The 20,046-nt window shown below is 54.3% G+C and carries 18 protein-coding genes; 16 read left to right on the forward strand and 2 right to left on the reverse strand.

Annotation, left to right across the window (positions count from 1 at the left end):
• The first annotated feature begins 395 nt into the window (after positions 1–395).
• The 14 genes from lrhA to nuoN all read left to right on the forward strand — a co-directional run bounded on the left by lrhA (position 396) and on the right by nuoN (position 16,995).
• Positions 396–1,334, forward strand: coding sequence for a transcriptional regulator LrhA (gene lrhA / locus O9K67_RS07775; protein WP_061493922.1), 939 nt, complete (start codon positions 396–398; stop codon positions 1,332–1,334).
• 625 nt (positions 1,335–1,959) lie between these two features.
• Positions 1,960–2,403, forward strand: a complete 444-nt coding sequence (nuoA, locus tag O9K67_RS07780; protein ID WP_061493923.1) for an NADH-quinone oxidoreductase subunit NuoA — start codon at positions 1,960–1,962, stop codon at positions 2,401–2,403.
• A 15-nt stretch (positions 2,404–2,418) separates the two neighbouring features.
• Positions 2,419–3,093, forward strand: a complete 675-nt coding sequence (gene nuoB / locus O9K67_RS07785) for an NADH-quinone oxidoreductase subunit NuoB (protein ID WP_007371088.1) — start codon at positions 2,419–2,421, stop codon at positions 3,091–3,093.
• An 89-nt stretch (positions 3,094–3,182) separates the two neighbouring features.
• Positions 3,183–4,985, forward strand: coding sequence for an NADH-quinone oxidoreductase subunit C/D (gene nuoC / locus O9K67_RS07790; RefSeq protein WP_088238123.1), 1,803 nt, complete (start codon positions 3,183–3,185; stop codon positions 4,983–4,985).
• Positions 4,986–4,987: 2 nt separating this feature from the next.
• Positions 4,988–5,488, forward strand: coding sequence for an NADH-quinone oxidoreductase subunit NuoE (gene nuoE / locus O9K67_RS07795; protein ID WP_039058775.1), 501 nt, complete (start codon positions 4,988–4,990; stop codon positions 5,486–5,488).
• Positions 5,485–6,822, forward strand: coding sequence for an NADH-quinone oxidoreductase subunit NuoF (gene nuoF, locus O9K67_RS07800; RefSeq protein ID WP_061493924.1), 1,338 nt, complete (start codon positions 5,485–5,487; stop codon positions 6,820–6,822). The genes nuoE and nuoF overlap by 4 nt, the downstream gene beginning before the upstream one ends.
• Before the next feature lie 91 nt (positions 6,823–6,913).
• Entirely contained in the window at positions 6,914–9,640 is a 2,727-nt protein-coding gene (nuoG, locus tag O9K67_RS07805; RefSeq protein WP_061493925.1) for an NADH-quinone oxidoreductase subunit NuoG, read from the forward strand.
• Complete coding sequence (nuoH, locus tag O9K67_RS07810) at positions 9,637–10,614, forward strand: NADH-quinone oxidoreductase subunit NuoH (protein WP_061493926.1); 978 nt, start codon at positions 9,637–9,639, stop codon at positions 10,612–10,614. Before nuoG ends, nuoH begins: the two co-directional genes overlap by 4 nt.
• A gap of 14 nt (positions 10,615–10,628) precedes the next feature.
• Positions 10,629–11,171: an NADH-quinone oxidoreductase subunit NuoI gene (gene nuoI / locus O9K67_RS07815; protein ID WP_061493927.1), complete on the forward strand. Its 543-nt coding sequence runs from the start codon at positions 10,629–10,631 to the stop codon at positions 11,169–11,171.
• Positions 11,172–11,181: 10 nt separating this feature from the next.
• Positions 11,182–11,736, forward strand: coding sequence for an NADH-quinone oxidoreductase subunit J (nuoJ, locus tag O9K67_RS07820; RefSeq protein WP_061493928.1), 555 nt, complete (start codon positions 11,182–11,184; stop codon positions 11,734–11,736).
• Positions 11,733–12,035 (forward strand): NADH-quinone oxidoreductase subunit NuoK, encoded by a 303-nt coding sequence (gene nuoK / locus O9K67_RS07825; RefSeq protein WP_002463445.1) that lies wholly within the window; start codon positions 11,733–11,735, stop codon positions 12,033–12,035. The genes nuoJ and nuoK overlap by 4 nt, the downstream gene beginning before the upstream one ends.
• Complete coding sequence (gene nuoL, locus O9K67_RS07830) at positions 12,032–13,873, forward strand: NADH-quinone oxidoreductase subunit L (protein ID WP_061493929.1); 1,842 nt, start codon at positions 12,032–12,034, stop codon at positions 13,871–13,873. Before nuoK ends, nuoL begins: the two co-directional genes overlap by 4 nt.
• 128 nt (positions 13,874–14,001) lie before the next feature.
• Positions 14,002–15,531: an NADH-quinone oxidoreductase subunit M gene (gene nuoM / locus O9K67_RS07835; protein WP_061493930.1), complete on the forward strand. Its 1,530-nt coding sequence runs from the start codon at positions 14,002–14,004 to the stop codon at positions 15,529–15,531.
• 6 nt (positions 15,532–15,537) lie between these two features.
• Entirely contained in the window at positions 15,538–16,995 is a 1,458-nt protein-coding gene (nuoN, locus tag O9K67_RS07840; RefSeq protein ID WP_061493931.1) for an NADH-quinone oxidoreductase subunit NuoN, read from the forward strand.
• Positions 16,996–17,070: 75 nt separating this feature from the next.
• Here the strand turns inward: nuoN and O9K67_RS07845 are convergent, their stop codons facing one another.
• Both O9K67_RS07845 and rbn read right to left on the reverse strand, forming a co-directional pair.
• The gene (locus tag O9K67_RS07845; protein WP_061493932.1) at positions 17,071–18,096 is read right to left on the reverse strand and encodes a chemotaxis protein; all 1,026 of its coding nucleotides are present in this window, start codon (positions 18,094–18,096) and stop codon (positions 17,071–17,073) included.
• A gap of 77 nt (positions 18,097–18,173) precedes the next feature.
• Complete coding sequence (gene rbn, locus O9K67_RS07850) at positions 18,174–19,091, reverse strand: ribonuclease BN (protein ID WP_061493933.1); 918 nt, start codon at positions 19,089–19,091, stop codon at positions 18,174–18,176.
• Positions 19,092–19,163: 72 nt separating this feature from the next.
• Here rbn and O9K67_RS07855 point away from each other — a divergent pair, with 72 nt between their 5' ends.
• Together O9K67_RS07855 and elaB are read left to right on the forward strand one after the other, a co-directional pair.
• Positions 19,164–19,625 (forward strand): GNAT family N-acetyltransferase, encoded by a 462-nt coding sequence (locus O9K67_RS07855; RefSeq protein WP_061493934.1) that lies wholly within the window; start codon positions 19,164–19,166, stop codon positions 19,623–19,625.
• Between the two features lie 57 nt (positions 19,626–19,682).
• Positions 19,683–19,988, forward strand: coding sequence for a stress response protein ElaB (gene elaB, locus O9K67_RS07860; RefSeq protein ID WP_061493935.1), 306 nt, complete (start codon positions 19,683–19,685; stop codon positions 19,986–19,988).
• Positions 19,989–20,046: the final 58 nt, after the last annotated feature.

A 20,046-nucleotide genomic window follows, 5' to 3' on the forward strand; every position in this document is an offset into this window, starting at 1 on the left:
AATGGTTCATAAGCAAAAGGCCTTGCTTTTTCTGTGGGATATTTCTTAATTTTAGTTGATTGTTATTCATGGTTTTTACTCCCAATCAGTCATATGAGCTGGTTGTATATGATGCCTGTGCTATGTATGACCGCGAATGTTGCGTGAAAATGTTTTTCTTTAAAAGGATTAACACATTTTGGCATGGTTTATATATCTAAAAGGAATGGGAGTATGCAAAATAAAGTCATCAAGTTCAGCCTGCCTTAGACAGCGAACTATTAACACAGAACTTAAAGTCAGGGTGATACTGGTCTTGACTTTGCAGGATGCACTTTTTAAATGGAATTACTTAATCTTACGAGCACAGCATAAACCCGGGTAACTCCGCGCGAGCAACCCGTAAGTGAAAAATTATGATAAATGCAAATCGTCCGATACTGAATCTCGACCTCGATCTGCTGAGAACATTCGTTGCGGTCGCTGATCTTAACACCTTTGCTGCGGCGGCTGCTGCAGTTTGTCGCACCCAGTCTGCCGTAAGTCAGCAAATGCAGCGGCTGGAGCAGTTAGTGGGAAAAGAACTTTTTGCCCGCCATGGTCGTAATAAGCTCTTGACCGAGCATGGTATTCAGTTACTGGGCTATGCAAGAAAGATTTTACGGTTCAATGATGAAGCCTGTACGTCGTTGATGTTCAGCAATCTTCAGGGGGTACTCACTATTGGCGCTTCGGATGAATCCGCCGATACTATTCTGCCGTTTTTGCTTAATCGTATAAGCTCGGTATACCCGAAACTGGCGCTTGATGTTCGTGTCAAACGTAACCCTCTCTCTGGCGATCGACTGCAGGATCATGACGTTGATCTTGTGGTGACGACCCATCGCTCCGGGCAATTCGATGCCATGACGCTACGCACCTCACCCACTCACTGGTACTGTTCGGCTGAATATGTGCTGCAAAAAGGTGAAGCGGTGCCGCTGGTATTGCTGGATGAGCCCAGCGCCTTTCGCGATATGGTGATCAACGCATTAAATGATGCCGATATTCCCTGGCGGATGGCTTATGTTGCCTCCACGCTTTCTGCCGTTAAAGCGGCGGTAAAAGCGGGGCTGGGTGTAACCGCGCGACCGGTGGAAATGATGAGTCCGGAATTGCGCGTGTTAGGGCGAACGGATGGTTTGCCGATGCTGCCCGATACGGAATACTTGCTTTGCTATAACCCGCATAGCCAGAATGAGCTGGCGCAGGTTATTTTCCAGGCGATGGAGCATTATCAGAATCCGTGGCATTACGGCAGCAGTACCACCGAAGGGGGAGGTGACTCTCTCATTATTGAAGGGGACTTTGGATAACATTCGTTCCAAAATCTCGTAACAAAATGTAAGTGCAAAAATGAACCTCTGACGGGAAAAGTAATGCCATTGGTTCATTTTTTGAACAAATAATGATCAATTGAATTATTGGTCAAATAAATGATTATTTTTTTCAATACGTTAATCCCCTTCACAGCAAAGTATCCCTTTATCAACTATAGTTTTTCATGCCTTCTGTTCATGTTAAAAATCGCACCGGATTGTTGCTGTTTTTAGTGATGAATTAACAAAAGCGTGTCACAGATCAAGAAAATACTCCCGCAGAGGGGGAGGAATCCGGACAAAATCCTGTCAAAATGGGAGAGTAATGTTTATGAAAACTCACAACGGACACGATTCAACACCGGTTTTTTTTTCGGTAAAGCGCGACGCTGAACACGAAAACGGCATTAAATGTTAATGGATTGCTGCCGATGTAAACTAATGTGAGTAAACTTTTGTTAAAGTTGACAAAAGGTTATAGAAAGGAGTAAAAACCCACATCGTTTAGCTGTACTTGCTATTTACACAGTAAATGTGTGGTTTTTTATTCCTCCCCGTGAATCGATGTGGCGTCATCTGCCAGCAAGAGCAGAGGTTTTAACGCTACCTTTTGAGTTAAGCAATGCGTATGTCAACATCCACTGAAATCATCGCTCATCATTGGGCATTCGCTATCTTTCTTATTGTCGCCATTGGCTTGTGCTGCTTCATGCTGATTGGCGGTCGGTTTTTAGGCGGTCGCGCGCGCGCGAGGCACAAAAACGTTCCTTTCGAATCGGGTATCGATTCTGTCGGTTCCGCTCGTTTACGCCTGTCTGCCAAGTTCTATCTGGTGGCCATGTTCTTCGTCATCTTCGACGTTGAAGCGCTCTACTTATTCGCATGGTCAACCTCCATTCGCGAGAGTGGTTGGGTCGGTTTTGTCGAAGCCGCAATTTTCATTTTAGTGCTGCTGGCTGGTCTCGTTTATCTGGTGCGTATTGGCGCGCTGGACTGGACGCCCGCGCGTTCGCGCCGCGAGCTCATGAACCCAGAGACTAACAGCTACACTGATCGTCAACGCTAACCGCGAGGCAATAAGATGGATTATACGCTCACCCGCATAGATCCTAACGGTGAGAACGACCGTTACCCCCTGCAAAAACAGGAGATCGTAACCGACCCCCTGGAACAAGAGATCAACCGTAGTGTGTATATGGGCAAGCTCGAAAATGCCCTGCACGATATGGTGAACTGGGGCCGTAAAAACTCAATTTGGCCTTATAACTTTGGCCTTTCATGTTGCTATGTAGAGATGGTGACGTCGTTTACTGCGGTACACGACGTTGCGCGTTTTGGTGCAGAAGTACTGCGCGCCTCTCCTCGTCAGGCCGACCTGATGGTGGTGGCGGGTACCTGTTTTACCAAGATGGCGCCGGTTATCCAGCGTCTTTACGACCAGATGCTCGAGCCGAAGTGGGTTATCTCCATGGGAGCCTGCGCGAACTCCGGTGGTATGTACGACATCTATTCTGTTGTGCAGGGCGTCGACAAATTTATCCCGGTGGATGTTTACATCCCAGGCTGCCCGCCGCGTCCTGAAGCCTATATGCAGGCGCTGATGCTGTTGCAGGAATCGATTGGCAAAGAACGTCGCCCGCTCTCATGGGTGGTCGGCGATCAGGGCGTTTACCGCGCCAATATGCAGTCTGAACGCGACCGTAAGCGTGGCGAACGCATTGCCGTTACCAATCTGCGTACGCCGGACGAGATTTAATTTGCGCCTGCGGGTAATGGAAGAAACTTCGCATTTCAATAATCCAATAACGCGAAGCCATACCTGACAGTCACCACGGACCCTTTGCAATGGTGAACAATATGACCGATTTAACTGCGCAAGAAGCCGCATGGCAGACCCGGGATCATTTGGATGATCCGGTCATTGGCGAATTGCGCAACCGTTTTGGGCCGGATGCCTTTACCGTTCAGGCGACCCGCACCGGGGTACCCGTAGTCTGGGTTAAGCGTGAGCAATTACTGGAAGTTTTCGATTTTTTAAAGAAACTGCCGAAGCCTTACGTCATGCTGTTCGACCTGCACGGCATGGACGAACGTCTGCGCACCCACCGCGCTGGTTTGCCCGCCGCGGATTTTTCCGTTTTCTATCACCTGATCTCTATCGATCGCAACCGCGACATCATGTTGAAGGTGGCACTGGCTGAAAACGATCTGAACGTGCCGACGATGACCAAAATCTTCCCGAACGCCAACTGGTACGAGCGTGAAACCTGGGAGATGTTTGGTATCACCTTTAACGGTCATCCGCATTTGACGCGCATTATGATGCCGCAGACCTGGACGGGTCACCCATTGCGTAAAGATTACCCGGCGCGCGCCACCGAATTCGATCCGTTTGAGCTGACGAAAGCCAAGCAGGATCTGGAAATGGAGTCGCTGACCTTTAAACCGGAAGACTGGGGTATGAAGCGCGGCACCGACAATGAGGACTTTATGTTCCTCAACCTCGGCCCGAACCACCCCTCCGCGCACGGTGCATTCCGCATTATTCTGCAACTGGATGGCGAAGAGATCGTCGATTGCGTACCGGACATCGGTTACCACCATCGCGGTGCGGAAAAAATGGGTGAGCGCCAGTCCTGGCACAGCTACATTCCTTATACCGACCGTATCGAGTACCTCGGCGGCTGCGTTAACGAAATGCCTTACGTGCTGGCGGTGGAAAAACTGGCGGGCATTACGGTGCCGGATCGCGTTAACGTCATCCGTGTGATGCTTTCTGAGTTGTTCCGCATCAACAGCCACTTGCTCTATATCTCAACCTTTATTCAGGACGTAGGCGCGATGACGCCGGTGTTCTTCGCCTTTACCGATCGTCAAAAAATCTACGATCTGGTGGAAGCCATTACCGGTTTCCGTATGCACCCGGCCTGGTTCCGCATCGGCGGTGTAGCGCACGATCTGCCGCGCGGTTGGGATCGACTGCTGCGCGAGTTCCTCGACTGGATGCCAAAACGTCTGGCTTCCTATGAGAAGGCGGCGCTGCGTAACACCATTCTGAAAGGCCGCTCGCAGGGCGTTGCCGCTTACGGCGCAAAAGAGGCGCTGGAGTGGGGCACCACCGGTGCTGGCCTGCGTGCGACCGGTATTGACTTTGACGTGCGTAAAGCACGTCCGTACTCCGGTTACGAGAACTTTGACTTTGAAGTGCCGGTGGGCGGCGGCGTCAGCGACTGTTACACCCGCGTGATGCTGAAAGTTGAAGAGCTGCGCCAGAGCCTGCGTATCCTTGAGCAGTGCCTGAACAACATGCCGGAAGGCCCGTTCAAAGCGGATCATCCGCTGACGACGCCGCCGCCGAAAGAGCGCACGCTGCAACATATCGAAACCCTGATTACTCACTTCCTGCAGGTCTCGTGGGGACCGGTGATGCCGGCAAACGAATCCTTCCAGATGATCGAGGCAACCAAGGGTATTAACAGTTACTACCTGACCAGCGATGGCAGCACCATGAGCTACCGTACTCGCGTTCGTACACCGAGCTTTGCGCACCTGCAGCAAATCCCGTCGGCGATCCGCGGCAGCCTGGTCTCCGACCTTATCGTTTATCTGGGTAGTATCGATTTTGTTATGTCAGATGTGGACCGCTAATTATGCACGAGAATCAACAACCACAAACCGAGGCTTTTGAGCTGAGTGCGGCAGAGCGTGAGGCAATTGAGCACGAAAAGCACCACTACGAAGACCCGCGTGCGGCGTCCATTGAAGCGCTGAAAATCGTTCAGAAGCAGCGTGGCTGGGTGCCGGATGGCGCGATTTACGCCATTGCCGATGTTCTGGGTATCCCGGCGAGCGACGTTGAAGGCGTGGCGACATTCTATAGCCAGATCTTCCGCCAGCCGGTAGGTCGCCACGTTATTCGCTATTGCGACAGCGTAGTGTGCCATATCACCGGGTATCAGGGCATTCAGTCGGCGATTGAAAGCCACCTGAAGATCAAGCCAGGCCAGACTACCTTCGACGGTCGCTTTACGCTGCTTCCCACCTGCTGCCTGGGTAACTGCGACAAAGGCCCGAATATGATGATTGATGAGGATACTCACAGTCATCTTACACCGGAAGGGATCCCTGATTTACTGGAGCGGTATAAATGAAAACAGTTATCCGTACTCCCGAAACCCATCCGCTGACCTGGCGTCTGCGTGATGACAAACAGCCGGTGTGGCTGGACGAGTATCAGAGCAAAAATGGCTATGCCGGTGCGCGTAAAGCGTTAACAGGTATGGCGCCGGACGAAATTGTCAATGCGGTAAAAGACTCCGGTCTGAAAGGCCGCGGCGGCGCGGGCTTCTCCACGGGGTTGAAGTGGAGTCTGATGCCGAAAGATGAATCGATGAATATCCGCTACCTGCTGTGTAATGCGGATGAAATGGAGCCGGGCACCTATAAAGACCGCCTGTTGATGGAGCAACTGCCACACCTGTTGGTGGAAGGTATGCTCATCTCGGCATTCGCGCTGAAAGCGTACCGTGGCTATATCTTCCTGCGTGGTGAGTATATTGAAGCAGCGGTTCACCTGCGCCGCGCCATTGCAGAAGCGACTGAAGCCGGACTGCTGGGTAAAAATATCCTCGGCACCGGTTTTGATTTTGAGCTGTTCGTGCATACCGGGGCCGGGCGTTATATCTGTGGTGAAGAGACCGCGCTGATTAACTCGCTGGAAGGTCGCCGTGCTAACCCGCGTTCTAAACCGCCTTTCCCGGCAAGTTCCGGCGTGTGGGGGAAACCGACCTGTGTTAACAACGTCGAAACCCTGTGCAACGTTCCGGCTATCCTGGCAAACGGTGTTGAGTGGTATCAGAATATTTCGACCAGTAAAGATACTGGCACCAAGCTGATGGGCTTCTCTGGCCGCGTGAAAAACCCCGGTCTGTGGGAACTGCCGTTCGGCACCACGGCCCGTGAAATTCTTGAGGATTACGCGGGCGGCATGCGCGATGGCCTGAAGTTTAAAGCCTGGCAGCCGGGCGGTGCGGGTACTGACTTCCTGACCGAAGCGCACCTTGACCTGCCGATGGAGTTCGAAAGCATCGGTAAAGCGGGAAGCCGTCTGGGCACATCGCTGGCGATGGCCGTTGACCATGAAATCAACATGGTTTCGCTGGTGCGTAACCTGGAAGAGTTCTTCGCACGCGAGTCGTGCGGTTGGTGTACGCCATGCCGCGACGGCCTGCCGTGGAGCGTAAAAATCCTGCGAGCGCTGGAGCGTGGTGAAGGCCAGCCCGGAGATATCGAGACACTTGAGCAACTGTGTCGACAACTCGGGCCGGGTAAAACCTTCTGCGCGCATGCGCCAGGTGCGGTGGAACCGTTACAGAGCGCGATTAAATATTTCCGCGAAGAGTTTGAAGCGGGCATCAAACAGCAATTCAGCAATACCCATGCGATTGGCGGTATCCAGCCAAACTTGCTGAAAGCGCGCTGGTAATGGTTCTCCCCTCATCCTGAACCGGTGAGGGGACGCGAACAGAATTTTGATTAACTCTCAGTCGCGGACTGAGACAACTGGAAGCATGCTAATGGCTACTATTCATGTAGACGGCAAAGAATACGAGGTAAATGGGGCGGACAACCTGCTTGAGGCATGTCTCTCCTTGGGCCTTGATATTCCTTATTTTTGCTGGCATCCGGCGCTGGGGAGCGTGGGTGCGTGCCGCCAGTGTGCGGTGAAGCAATATCAAAACGCGGAAGACACGCGTGGCCGCCTGGTGATGTCCTGTATGACACCGGCATCCGACGGTACTTTCATTTCGATCGACGATGATGAAGCGAAGCAATTCCGCGAAAGCGTCGTGGAGTGGTTGATGACCAACCACCCGCACGATTGCCCGGTTTGCGAAGAGGGGGGCAACTGCCACCTGCAGGATATGACCGTGATGACCGGTCACAGCTTCCGTCGCTATCGCTTTACCAAGCGTACTCACCGCAATCAGGATCTGGGGCCGTTCATCTCTCACGAAATGAACCGCTGCATCGCCTGCTATCGCTGTGTGCGTTACTACAAAGACTATGCAGACGGCACGGATCTTGGCGTCTATGGCGCGCACGATAACGTCTACTTTGGGCGTCCGGAAGACGGCGTGCTGGAAAGTGAATTCTCCGGCAACCTGGTGGAAATCTGCCCGACTGGCGTATTCACAGACAAAACCCACTCCGAACGTTATAACCGTAAATGGGATATGCAGTTCGCACCGAGCATCTGCCAGCAGTGCTCGCTGGGCTGCAACACCAGTCCGGGCGAACGTTATGGCGAGCTGCGTCGCATCGAAAACCGTTATAACGGTACGGTTAACCACTATTTCCTGTGCGACCGCGGTCGTTTCGGCTACGGCTACGTCAACCTGAAAGACCGTCCGCGTCAGCCGGTTCAGCGTCGTGGCGACGATCTGATCACCCTTAACGCCGAGCAGGCGATGCAGGGCGCAGCGGATATTCTACGTCAGTCGAAGAAAGTGATCGGTATTGGCTCGCCGCGCGCCAGCGTGGAGAGCAACTTTGCGCTGCGTGAACTGGTCGGTGCGGAAAACTTCTATACCGGCATTGCAAAAGGCGAGCAACAACGTCTGGAGCTGGCGCTGAAAGTGCTGCGCGAAGGCGGTATCCATACCCCGGCGTTGCGCGAAATCGAATCCTATGACGCGGTGCTGATCCTGGGAGAAGACATCACGCAGACGGGCGCACGTGTCGCTCTGGCTGTCCGTCAGGCAGTGAAAGGCAAAGCCCGTGAAATGGCGGCGGCGCAAAAAGTCGCCGACTGGCAGATTGCCGCAATCATGAACATTGGTCAGCGTGCCAAACATCCGCTGTTCGTCACTAACATCGACAGCACTCGCCTGGATGATATCGCCGCGTGGACCTACTGCGCTCCGGTGGAAGATCAGGCGCGGTTAGGCTTCGCTATCGCTCACGCGCTGGATGATTCCGCTCCGGCGGTCGACGGCCTGAGCAACGACCTGAAGAGCAAAGTGGATGTTATCGTTCAGGCGCTGGCCGGGGCGAAAAAACCGCTGATTATTTCCGGTACGAACGCCGGCAGCGCCGACGTGATCCACGCGGCGGCAAACGTCGCCAAAGCGCTGAAAGGCCGTGGTTCCGATGTCGGCGTGACGATGATTGCCCGCTCGGTGAACAGTATGGGTCTTGGCCTGATCGGCGGCGGTAGCCTCGATGATGCCCTGGCTGAGCTGGAAAGCGGCAGTGCAGACGCGGTTGTGGTGCTGGAAAACGATCTGCACCGTCATGCCAGCGCAGCCCGCGTTGACGCCGCACTGGCGAAAGCACCACTGGTACTGGTGATTGATCACCAGCGCACGGTGATCATGGACAAGGCGCACCTCGTGCTCTCTGCCGCAAGTTTTGCGGAAAGCGACGGTACGGTCATCAATAACGAAGGCCGCGCGCAGCGCTTCTTCCAGGTGTATGACCCGAGCTATTACGACAGCAAAACCCTGATGCTGGAGAGCTGGCGCTGGCTGCACTCACTGCACAGCACCGTACAAAACCGCGAGGTGGACTGGACACAGCTTGATCATGTGATCGACGCAGTGGTAGAAGCCTTGCCGCAACTGGCCGGTATTAAAGACGCCGCGCCGGATGCCAGCTTCCGCATTCGTGGGCAGAAACTGGCGCGTGAACCGCATCGCTACAGCGGACGTACTGCTATGCGCGCCAATATCAGTGTGCATGAGCCGCGTCAGCCGCAGGATAAAGACACCATGTTCGCCTTCTCCATGGAAGGGAACAACCAGCCGTCTGCACCGCGTTCGCAAATTCCGTTCGCGTGGGCGCCGGGCTGGAACTCACCGCAGGCCTGGAACAAGTTCCAGGATGAAGTGGGGGGACATCTGCGCCATGGCGATCCGGGCGTACGCCTGATTGAAGCCTCTGAAACCGGGCTGGATTACTTCACATCCGTACCAGGCGCGTTTGAAGCGCAGGACGGCAAATGGCGTATCGCTCCGTACTATCATCTGTTCGGCAGTGACGAATTGTCGCAGCGCTCGCCGGTGTTCCAGAGCCGTATGCCGCAACCGTACATCAAGCTTAACCCGGTCGATGCGGCGAAGCTTGGTGTTAACGCGGGTGCGCATATCTCCTTTACCTACGAAGGGCAGACTATCAGCCTGCCGTTGCAGGTTTCTGAAGGTCTGGCGGCAGGGCAGGTCGGTTTGCCGATGGGCATGCCGGGCATTGCGCCGGTTCTGGCCGGAGCACGTCTTGAAAATCTGCAGGAGGCGCAAGCATGAGCTGGTTAACACCGGATGTTATCGACATTCTGTTAAGCATCCTGAAGGCGGTGGTGATCCTGCTGGTGGTGGTCACCTGCGGCGCATTTATGAGCTTTGGCGAACGTCGTCTGCTGGGTCTGTTCCAGAATCGTTACGGACCGAACCGCGTCGGCTGGGGGGGCTCACTCCAGCTGGTGGCGGACATGATTAAGATGTTCTTTAAAGAGGACTGGATCCCGCAATTCTCGGATCGCGTGATCTTCACGCTTGCGCCAATGATTGCGTTTACCTCGCTGCTGTTAGCGTTTGCCATTGTGCCGGTCAGCCCCACCTGGGTGGTGGCCGACCTGAACATCGGGATCCTCTTTTTCCTGATGATGGCAGGCCTGGCCGTCTACGCGGTGCTGTTTGCCGGCTGGTCGAGCAACAACAAATACTCTTTGCTGGGAGCGATGCGCGCATCTGCGCAGACGCTGAGCTACGAAGTGTTCCTCGGGCTTTCCCTGATGGGGGTTGTCGCTCAGGCCGGTTCATTCAATATGACCGATATCGTCAACAGCCAGACAGGTTTGTGGAACGTTATCCCGCAGTTCTTCGGTTTTGTGACGTTTGCAATCGCGGGTGTGGCGGTGTGTCACCGCCATCCGTTTGACCAGCCGGAAGCAGAGCAGGAACTGGCGGATGGTTACCACATCGAATATTCCGGTATGAAATTCGGTCTGTTCTTCGTTGGTGAATATATCGGTATCGTCACCATTTCCGCCTTGATGGTCACGCTCTTCTTCGGTGGCTGGCACGGGCCGTTCTTACCGCCATTCATCTGGTTCGCGCTCAAAACCGCGTTCTTTATGATGATGTTTATTTTGATCCGCGCTGCGTTACCGCGTCCGCGTTATGACCAGGTGATGTCGTTCGGCTGGAAAATCTGCCTGCCGCTGACGCTGATTAACTTGCTGGGAACGGCGGCCGTCATTCTCTGGCAAGCGCAATAAGGGGTGAAAAGACCATGACGTTAAAAGAATTAATCGTGGGCTTCGGCACCCAGGTCCGTAGTATCTGGATGATTGGCCTGCACGCGTTTGCGAAACGCGAAACCCGGATGTATCCGGAAGAGCCTGTTTACCTGCCGCCGCGCTATCGTGGCCGTATTGTGCTGACGCGCGATCCGGACGGTTCTGAGCGCTGCGTTGCCTGTAACCTGTGCGCGGTAGCCTGTCCGGTAGGCTGTATTTCGTTGCAAAAAGCGGAGATGCAGGATGGGCGCTGGTATCCGGAGTTTTTCCGTATCAACTTCTCCCGCTGCATCTTCTGCGGCCTGTGTGAAGAAGCGTGCCCGACAACAGCTATTCAGCTCACGCCGGATTTCGAAATGGGCGAGTTTAAGCGTCAGGATCTGGTGTACGAAAAAGAGGATCTGCTGATCTCCGGTCCGGGTAAATACCCGGAATATAACTTCTACCGGATGGCAGGTATGGCAATCGACGGCAAAGATAAAGGTGAAGCGGAAAACGAAGCCAAACCTATCGACGTCAAGAGCCTGTTACCGTAAGGAGAGGGCAATGGAGTTCGCTTTTTATATCTGTGGCCTGGTCGCCATCCTGACGACGGTTCGCGTGATTACGCATACCAACCCGGTGCATGCGTTGCTGTACCTGATTGTGTCCCTGTTGGCGATTGCCGGGGTTTTCTTCTCACTCGGCGCGTACTTCGCCGGTGCGCTGGAGATCATCGTTTACGCCGGGGCCATCATGGTGCTGTTTGTGTTCGTGGTGATGATGCTCAACCTGGGCAATACCGTTGTCGAGCAGGAGCGCAACTGGCTCTCTCCGCAAATCTGGGTAGGTCCGGCACTGCTCTCCGCCGTACTGCTGGTGGTCATGATTTATGCCATCCTTGGCGTGAACGATCAGGGCATCGAGGGTACGCCGATCAATGCGAAAGAGGTCGGCATCACACTGTTTGGTCCTTACGTACTGGCGGTCGAGCTGGCGTCAATGCTGCTGCTGGCTGGTCTGGTTGTCGCCTTCCACGTAGGGCGTGAAGATCGTATGGGCGAAGTGCTGAGCAATCGCGCTGATGACCGCGCAAAAAGAAAAACGGAGGAGCGCGCATGATCCCCTTGCAACATGGACTGATCCTCGCTGCGATTTTGTTTGTTTTGGGGTTAACCGGTCTGGTTATCCGCCGCAATCTGCTGTTTATGCTGATTGGGTTGGAAATCATGATTAACGCCGCCGCGCTGGCCTTTGTGGTCGCGGGCAGCTACTGGGGCCAGACCGACGGTCAGGTAATGTATATCCTCGCGATCAGCCTCGCGGCTGCGGAAGCGAGCATTGGCCTGGCGTTGCTGCTGCAACTCCATCGTCGCCGCCAGAATCTGAATATCGATTCAGTAAGTGAGATGCGTGGATGAACATGCTCGCCTTAACCATTATTTTTCCTTTAATTGGCTTTGTATTGCTGGCCTTTTCCCGTGGGCGCTGGTCAGAAAACCTCTCCGCTACCGTGGGGGTGGGGTCGATTGGTCTGGCGGCACTGGTCACGGCGATTGTCGGCGTTGATTTTTTCAACAATGGTCAGCAGCCTTTCGCTAAACCACTGTGGACTTGGATGGCGGTTGGCGATTTCAATATCGGTTTCAACCTGGTGCTGGACGGGCTGTCGTTAACCATGCTGTCAGTCGTGACCGGTGTGGGTTTCCTGATCCACATGTTCGCTTCCTGGTATATGCGCGGTGAAGAGGGCTACTCCCGCTTCTTCGCTTACACCAACCTGTTCATTGCGAGCATGGTGGTGCTGGTGCTGGGCGATAACCTGTTGCTGATGTATCTCGGCTGGGAAGGCGTGGGGCTGTGCTCTTACCTGCTGATCGGTTTCTATTACACCGATCCAAAGAATGGCGCAGCGGCAATGAAAGCGTTTGTCGTGACCCGTGTTGGTGATGTGTTCCTCGCGTTTGCGTTGTTCATTCTCTACAACGAACTGGGCACGCTGAACTTCCGCGAAATGGTGGAACTGGCACCGCAGCACTTTGCGAATGGCAACACCATGCTGATGTGGGCAACGCTGATGTTACTGGGCGGTGCGGTAGGTAAATCCGCGCAACTTCCGTTGCAAACCTGGCTTGCAGATGCAATGGCCGGTCCGACTCCGGTTTCAGCGTTGATCCACGCCGCCACCATGGTGACCGCAGGCGTCTATCTGATTGCCCGTACTCATGGTCTGTTCCTGCTGACGCCGGAAGTGCTGCATTTGGTGGGTATTGTCGGTGCGGTGACGTTGCTGATGGCCGGTTTCGCCGCGCTGGTGCAAACGGATATCAAACGCGTACTCGCGTACTCGACGATGAGCCAGATTGGTTACATGTTCCTGGCGCTGGGCGTGCAGGCATGGGATGCGGCGATTTTCCACCTGATGACGCATGCGTTCTTTAAAGCGCTGCTGTTCCTGTCGTCCGGTTCGGTGATCCTCGCCTGCCATCACGAACAGAACATCTTCAAAATGGGCGGTCTGCGTAAGTCGATTCCGCTGGTGTATGTCTGCTTCCTGGTGGGGGGCGCCGCGCTGTCTGCGCTGCCGATGCTGACCGCCGGTTTCTTCAGTAAAGATGAGATCCTGGCAGGTGCAGTGGCTAACGGTCATATCAATCTGATGATCGCGGGCCTGGTCGGTGCGTTTATGACATCGCTGTATACCTTCCGCCTGATTTTCATCGTTTTCCACGGGAAAGAACAAATTCACGCGCATGCAGGGAAGGGCATCACCCATCATCTGCCGCTGATCGTGTTGCTGGTGCTCTCCACCTTTATTGGCGCAATGATTGTGCCGCCGCTGAAAGGCGTACTGCCGGATACCACCGAGCTTGCGCACAGCAGTGTGGTGATGCTGGAAGTCGCGTCTGGTGCGGTAGCGATCATCGGTATCCTGCTGGCCGCCTGGCTGTGGCTGGGTAAACGTACGCTGGTGACTTCGGTTGCCAACAGTGCGGCAGGGCGCTTCTTCGGTACCTGGTGGTTCAATGCCTGGGGCTTCGACTGGCTGTACGATCGCGTATTCGTCAAACCGTACCTCGGTATTGCGTGGCTGCTGAAGAGCGATCCGCTGAATGCACTGATGAACATCCCGGCTATCCTGTCCCGCTTTGCAGGCAAAGGTCTGCTGTTTAGCGAGAACGGATACCTGCGCTGGTATGTGGCGTCGATGAGCATTGGTGCCGTTGTGGTGCTGGCGCTGTTGATGGTATTGCGTTGAGTTTGTGTGAGTTGTGAGGCGGGGAACTCCGCCTCCGATGAAAACATATTTTAGGTAAGTATTCCTGCTAATCAGGCTGGCGAGCACGATAGCCTGAACAGGAATTAATATAAGGGACATACACCGCCATGTTATTACCCTGGCTAATACTCATCCCCTTTATCGGCGGCTTCCTCTGCTGGCAGACCGAACGCTTCGGCGTGAAGGTGCCGCGCTGGATCGCGCTGATTACCATGGGACTGACGCTGGCACTCTCTCTGCATCTTTGGTTGCAGGGCGGCTACTCTCTGACGCAGGCCACCCAGTTCCCGCAATGGCAGGAATCGTTCAAACTGGACTGGATCCCGCGCTTTGGCATCAGTATCCATCTCGGTCTGGATGGCCTGTCGTTGCTGATGGTGACCCTGACGGGTTTCCTCGGTGTGCTGGCGGTGCTTTGCTCCTGGCGTGAAATCGAAAAATACCAGGGCTTCTTCCATCTTAACCTGATGTGGATCCTGGGCGGCGTTATCGGCGTGTTCCTTGCCATCGACATGTTCCTGTTCTTCTTCTTCTGGGAAATGATGCTGGTGCCGATGTACTTCCTGATCGCACTGTGGGGCCACAAAGCCTCCGACGGGAAGACGCGTATTACCGCCGCGACTAAATTCTTCATCTATACCCAGGCCAGTGGTCTGGTGATGTTGATTGCCATCCTGGCGCTGGTGCTGGTGCACTACAACGCGACGGGCGTATGGACTTTCGATTATCAGGATCTGCTGAAAACGCCGATGTCTGACAACGTCGAATACCTGTTAATGCTCGGCTTCTTCATTGCCTTTGCAGTGAAAATGCCGGTGGTACCGCTGCATGGCTGGTTGCCGGACGCGCACTCACAAGCGCCGACCGCCGGTTCCGTGGACCTCGCGGGGATCCTGCTGAAAACGGCGGCCTACGGTCTGCTGCGCTTCTCGCTGCCGCTGTTCCCGAACGCGTCGGCAGAGTTTGCGCCCATCGCCATGTGGCTGGGTGTTATCGGCATTTTCTACGGTGCGTGGATGGCCTTCACCCAGACCGATATCAAACGTCTGATTGCCTACACATCTGTGTCGCACATGGGTTTCGTGCTGATTGCGATTTACACCGGTAACCAGCTGGCGTACCAGGGCGCGGTTATCCAGATGATTGCGCATGGTCTCTCTGCGGCCGGTCTGTTTATTCTTTGCGGCCAGTTGTACGAACGCCTGCATACCCGCGATATGCGGATGATGGGTGGATTGTGGGGCAAGATTAAATGGTTGCCGGCGCTGTCGATGTTCTTTGCCGTGGCAACGCTTGGTATGCCGGGAACGGGGAACTTCGTCGGTGAGTTTATGATCCTCTTCGGCAGCTATCAGGTCGTGCCGGTGATCACCGTGATTTCCACCTTCGGTCTGGTCTTTGCGTCAGTTTATTCGCTGGCGATGCTGCACCGCGCCTACTTCGGTAAAGCGAAGAGCGAACTGGCCAGCGCTGAGCTGCCGGGGTTGTCACTGCGCGAACTGTTTATGATCCTGATTCTGGTCGTGCTTCTGGTACTGCTCGGCTTCTATCCGCAGCCGATTCTGGATACCTCGCATTCCGCGATGGGCAATATCCAGCAGTGGTTTGTTAATTCCGTTACTACTACAAGGCCGTAAATCGCCATGACAATAACTCCACAACACCTGATTGCGCTGCTGCCGCTGCTGATCGTCGGATTGACGGTGGTGGTTGTGATGCTCTCCATTGCGTGGCGACGCAACCATTTCCTCAATGCCACGCTGTCGGTCATTGGTCTCAACGTCGCGCTGCTCTCCCTGTGGTTTGTCGGTCAGGCAGGGGCGATGGATGTTACCCCGCTGATGCGCGTTGACGGCTATGCCATGCTGTACACCGGGCTGGTGCTGCTGGCGAGCCTCGCCACGTGTACTTTCGCCTATCCGTGGCTGGAAGGTTACACCGACAACAAAGAAGAGTTCTATCTGCTGGTGCTGATTGCCGCGCTGGGCGGCATTTTGCTGGCGAACGCTAACCATATGGCGTCGCTGTTCCTCGGTATTGAACTGATTTCGCTGCCGTTATTTGGTCTGGTTGGCTACGCCTTCCGTCAGAAACGCTCACTGGAAGCCAGTATCAAATACACCATTCTTTCCGCAGCGGCCTCTTCATTCCTGCTGTTTGGTATTGCACTGGTGTACGCGCAGACTGGCAACCTGGCGTTTGTCGCCATCGGTAAAGCGTTGGGTCAGAACGTGCTGCATGAACCGCTGCTGTTGACGGGGTTGGGGCTGATGATTGTTGGCCTTGGCTTTAAACTGTCGCTGGTGCCGTTCCACCTGTGGACGCCTGATGTTTACCAGGGCGCGCCTGCTCCGGTTTCCACTTTTCTGGCCACCGCCAGTAAGATCGCCATTTTTGGTGTGGTGATGCGTCTGTTCCTCTACGCGCCGGTTGGTAACAGTGAAGCCGTGCGTGTGGTGTTGGGCATTATCGCCTTCGCCTCTATTATCTTCGGTAACCTGATGGCGCTGAGCCAGACCAATATTAAACGTCTGCTCGGTTACTCTTCCATCTCCCACCTGGGTTATTTGCTGGTGGCGCTGATTGCACTGCAAAGCGGTCAGATGTCGATGGAGACCGTGGGTGTTTATCTGGCGGGTTATCTGTTCAGCAGCCTTGGCGCGTTCGGTGTAGTGAGCCTGATGTCCAGCCCTTATCGCGGCCCGGATGCGGAGTCGCTCTATTCCTATCGCGGCCTGTTCTGGCACCGTCCGATCCTCTCTGCGGTAATGACCGTGATGATGTTGTCGCTGGCCGGTATTCCGATGACCTTAGGCTTTATCGGTAAGTTCTACATCCTGGCGATGGGCGTTCAGGCGCATCTGTGGTGGCTGACGGGTGCGGTCGTTCTGGGTTCTGCGATTGGTTTGTACTACTACCTGCGCGTGGCGGTGAGCCTCTATCTGAGTGCGCCGCAGCAATTGAACCGTGATGCGCCGTCTGACTGGGCATACAGCGCGGGCGGTATTGTGGTACTGATCTCTGCCCTGTTGGTGCTGCTGCTGGGGATCTATCCGCAGCCGCTGATCAGCATCGTACAGCTGGCGATGCCAATGATGTAATACGCCGGAAGATGAAAAGAAAAACCGCCGATATCGGCGGTTTTTTTATGGGGGTCAATAACGATGTCGGGAAGGTTACTTCGCCAGCAACGGTGTTGAGGCAATCTGATGGTGGCTAATCAACGGGCCGCGAATATTATTTGCCGCGCGGTCGAGCACTTCCTGAATCACAGCGGAAAGTTCGTTAATTTCGAACTTCGCGACGTAGCCATCCGCCTGAACTTTGCGGACGTGATCTTCGTTGGCGCTGCCGGAGAGTGATGAGTGGATCACCACCGGAATGTTCTTCAGACGCGGGTCGGTTTTAATCAGACGCGTTAAGGTGAAGCCATCCATCTCCGGCATTTCGAGGTCGGTCAATACCATCGAAATTTTGTCACTTACCGGCACGCCTTCTGATTCCGCTTGCTGTGCCATGACCTGGATTTTCTCCCAGGCATCTTTACCGGTGATATGCATAGCATTCGGAATTTGCATCGCGTTGAGACCTTTTTCCAGCATGGCGCGCGCCACTTTGGAGTCTTCTGCCACGATAGCCACCGAACCCGGTTTAAGGTTGAATTTTTTATCCGGCACGTGATCGCCGTGTACGTCATGATCCGCAGGCACAATGTCATACAGGATCTGCTCAACATCCAGCACCATTGCAAGGTTGTTGGTGTCCTTATCTTCATCCAGGCAGGCAATACTGGTGATATAGCGACCATTGATCGCTTTCTCTGCGGTGTGAACCTGTTTCCAGTCCAGGCGAATGATATTCTCTACGGATTCCACCGCAAATGCCTGCACGCTACGGGCATATTCGGTGATCAGCAGAATATTGAGACCTGTTGCTGGCTTACACCCGGCCACTGCGGCGAGGTCAATCACCGGGATCACCTGATCGCGGATATTGACCATACCAAGCAATGGCGGCTTCATTCCCGCAGGACGGGTAAAGGTGGGCATCGGAACGATTTCGCGCAATTTAAAAACGTTAATGCCAAACAGCTCGGATTTAGCGGCATCTAACGATGTGCCAAGGCGAAACAGCAACAGTTCAAACCGGTTCGACAGAGTAAGATTCGCCCTGTCATCGATGTCTTTCTGGAAGTTATCCATCATGCCCTCAATAAGTAATGCCTGCGTGTAAACTGTTATCGGCACCTTAAGGGAAAAATAGAGTGCTCAATATCACATCATAGACGAACAACCAGAAAATCTTCTGCAAGTACCGTTTGCGCAAATATTGTTCGGCATTCTGCCAGTAATGCCAGACTGCCACGCTCATCATAGCGTGAACTGAGATGGGTAATCACCAGACGACCCGCACCTGCATCTGCAGCAAGTTGCGCAGCCTGGCGCGTTGAGCTGTGACCCCGGCTATTGGCTTTCTCTTCCATCGCGCTCTCAAGTGTTGCTTCATGCACGATAAGATCCACCCCTTGTGCCAGCGCCAGTGACGCCTCGCAGGGCGACGTATCACCGAATATCGCCAGTTTTTTGCCTCTGGTTGCCGGTGCCAGATAATCGGCGCCATTAATACTACGCCCATCTTCCAGCGTGATCGTTTCGCCAGCTTTCAGTCGCTGGAACAGCGGACCGGGCATAATGCCTTGTTCGGCAAGTGCCTGTGCATTTAATGCACCGGGTTTATCGTGCTCTTCAACGCGGAAGCCATAACACTCCACCGGGTGCGCAAGCGGGTAAGCCGTTACGCTGCGAAGCCCGTCATCCACTACCAGACCTGGCCTGATCTCTTCGATGGTTAACGGGTAGTCTGTCCACGAACCGCTCAGACGCAGCGCGGTCTCGACAAACTCTCGGATCCCTTTTGGCCCATAGATCTGTAACGGTTGGACATTACCCGCCATCGAGCGGCTACACAGTAGCCCTGGCAGGCCAAACAGATGGTCACCATGCAAATGGCTGATAAAAATCTTATCCAGTTTGCCAGGATGAAAAGCGGTGCGCAGCATCTGGTGCTGCGTGCCTTCACCACAGTCGAACATCCACAGGCCCGCACGCGTGGGATGCTGCAAGTTCAGTAGCAGCGAGGTGACATTACGCCCCCGCGTGGGGACGCCCGCCGAGGTGCCTAAAAAAATCAATTCCACAATACGCCGTGTCCTTTGCCGGAATGTAAAAAAATTTAGTATAACGAGGTGATGATAAATAAGGAGCAGAATATGATCCGCTGGCAGGACCTTCACCATTCGGCATTAACCGTTGCAGAACTCTATGCGCTGCTGAAACTGCGCTGCGAAGTGTTTGTTGTTGAGCAGATGTGTCCCTACCTGGATATCGACGGGGACGATCTGGTAGGAGAGAACCGCCATATCCTCGGCTGGAAAGGTGACCAACTGGTGGCGTATGCGAGGATTCTGAAAAGTGACGATGATCTGTCGCCGGTGGTTATCGGACGGGTGATTGTCAGTGCGCAGGTTCGCGGCGAAAAACTGGGCTACCAGTTAATGGAAAGGGCGATACTTTCCTGTATGCAAAACTGGCCGCAGCACGCGTTATACCTGGGTGCACAGGCGCATCTGCAATCTTTCTATGGCCATTTTGGTTTTCAGCCGGTGACCGACGTGTATGACGAAGATGGTATTTTGCACATCGGCATGGTGCGGGAGGTAGGTCAGGCGTAACCGGCGGCTATTGTCTATAGTTAGCGGGCAAACAGGTGCATAACATGGAGAAAAGAGATGTCATATCATTCTTATGATTCACGTATCGATGACGACCTGACCCTGCTGAGCGAAACGCTGGAAGAAGTACTCCGCTCCTCGGGTGACCCTGCTGACCAGAAGTATATCGAGCTTAAAGCCCGTGCCGAACAGGCGCTGAATGAGGTGAAAAACCGCGTCAGTAGCGCGTCGGACACCTACTACTACCGCGCCAAAAAAGCGGTCTATCGCGCCGACGACTACGTGCACGAAAAACCGTGGCAGGGCGTTGGTGTAGGTGCAGCTGTCGGCCTGGTGCTGGGGCTGCTGTTAGCTCGCCGCTAACACCTCACGTCCCCTCCCTGGAAAGAGGTACTTCTCTTACCCTAAGTACCTTGTATAC

This window comes from Kosakonia oryzendophytica (genome assembly GCF_027886705.1).
GTDB classification, from domain to species: Bacteria; Pseudomonadota; Gammaproteobacteria; order Enterobacterales; family Enterobacteriaceae; genus Kosakonia; species Kosakonia oryzendophytica.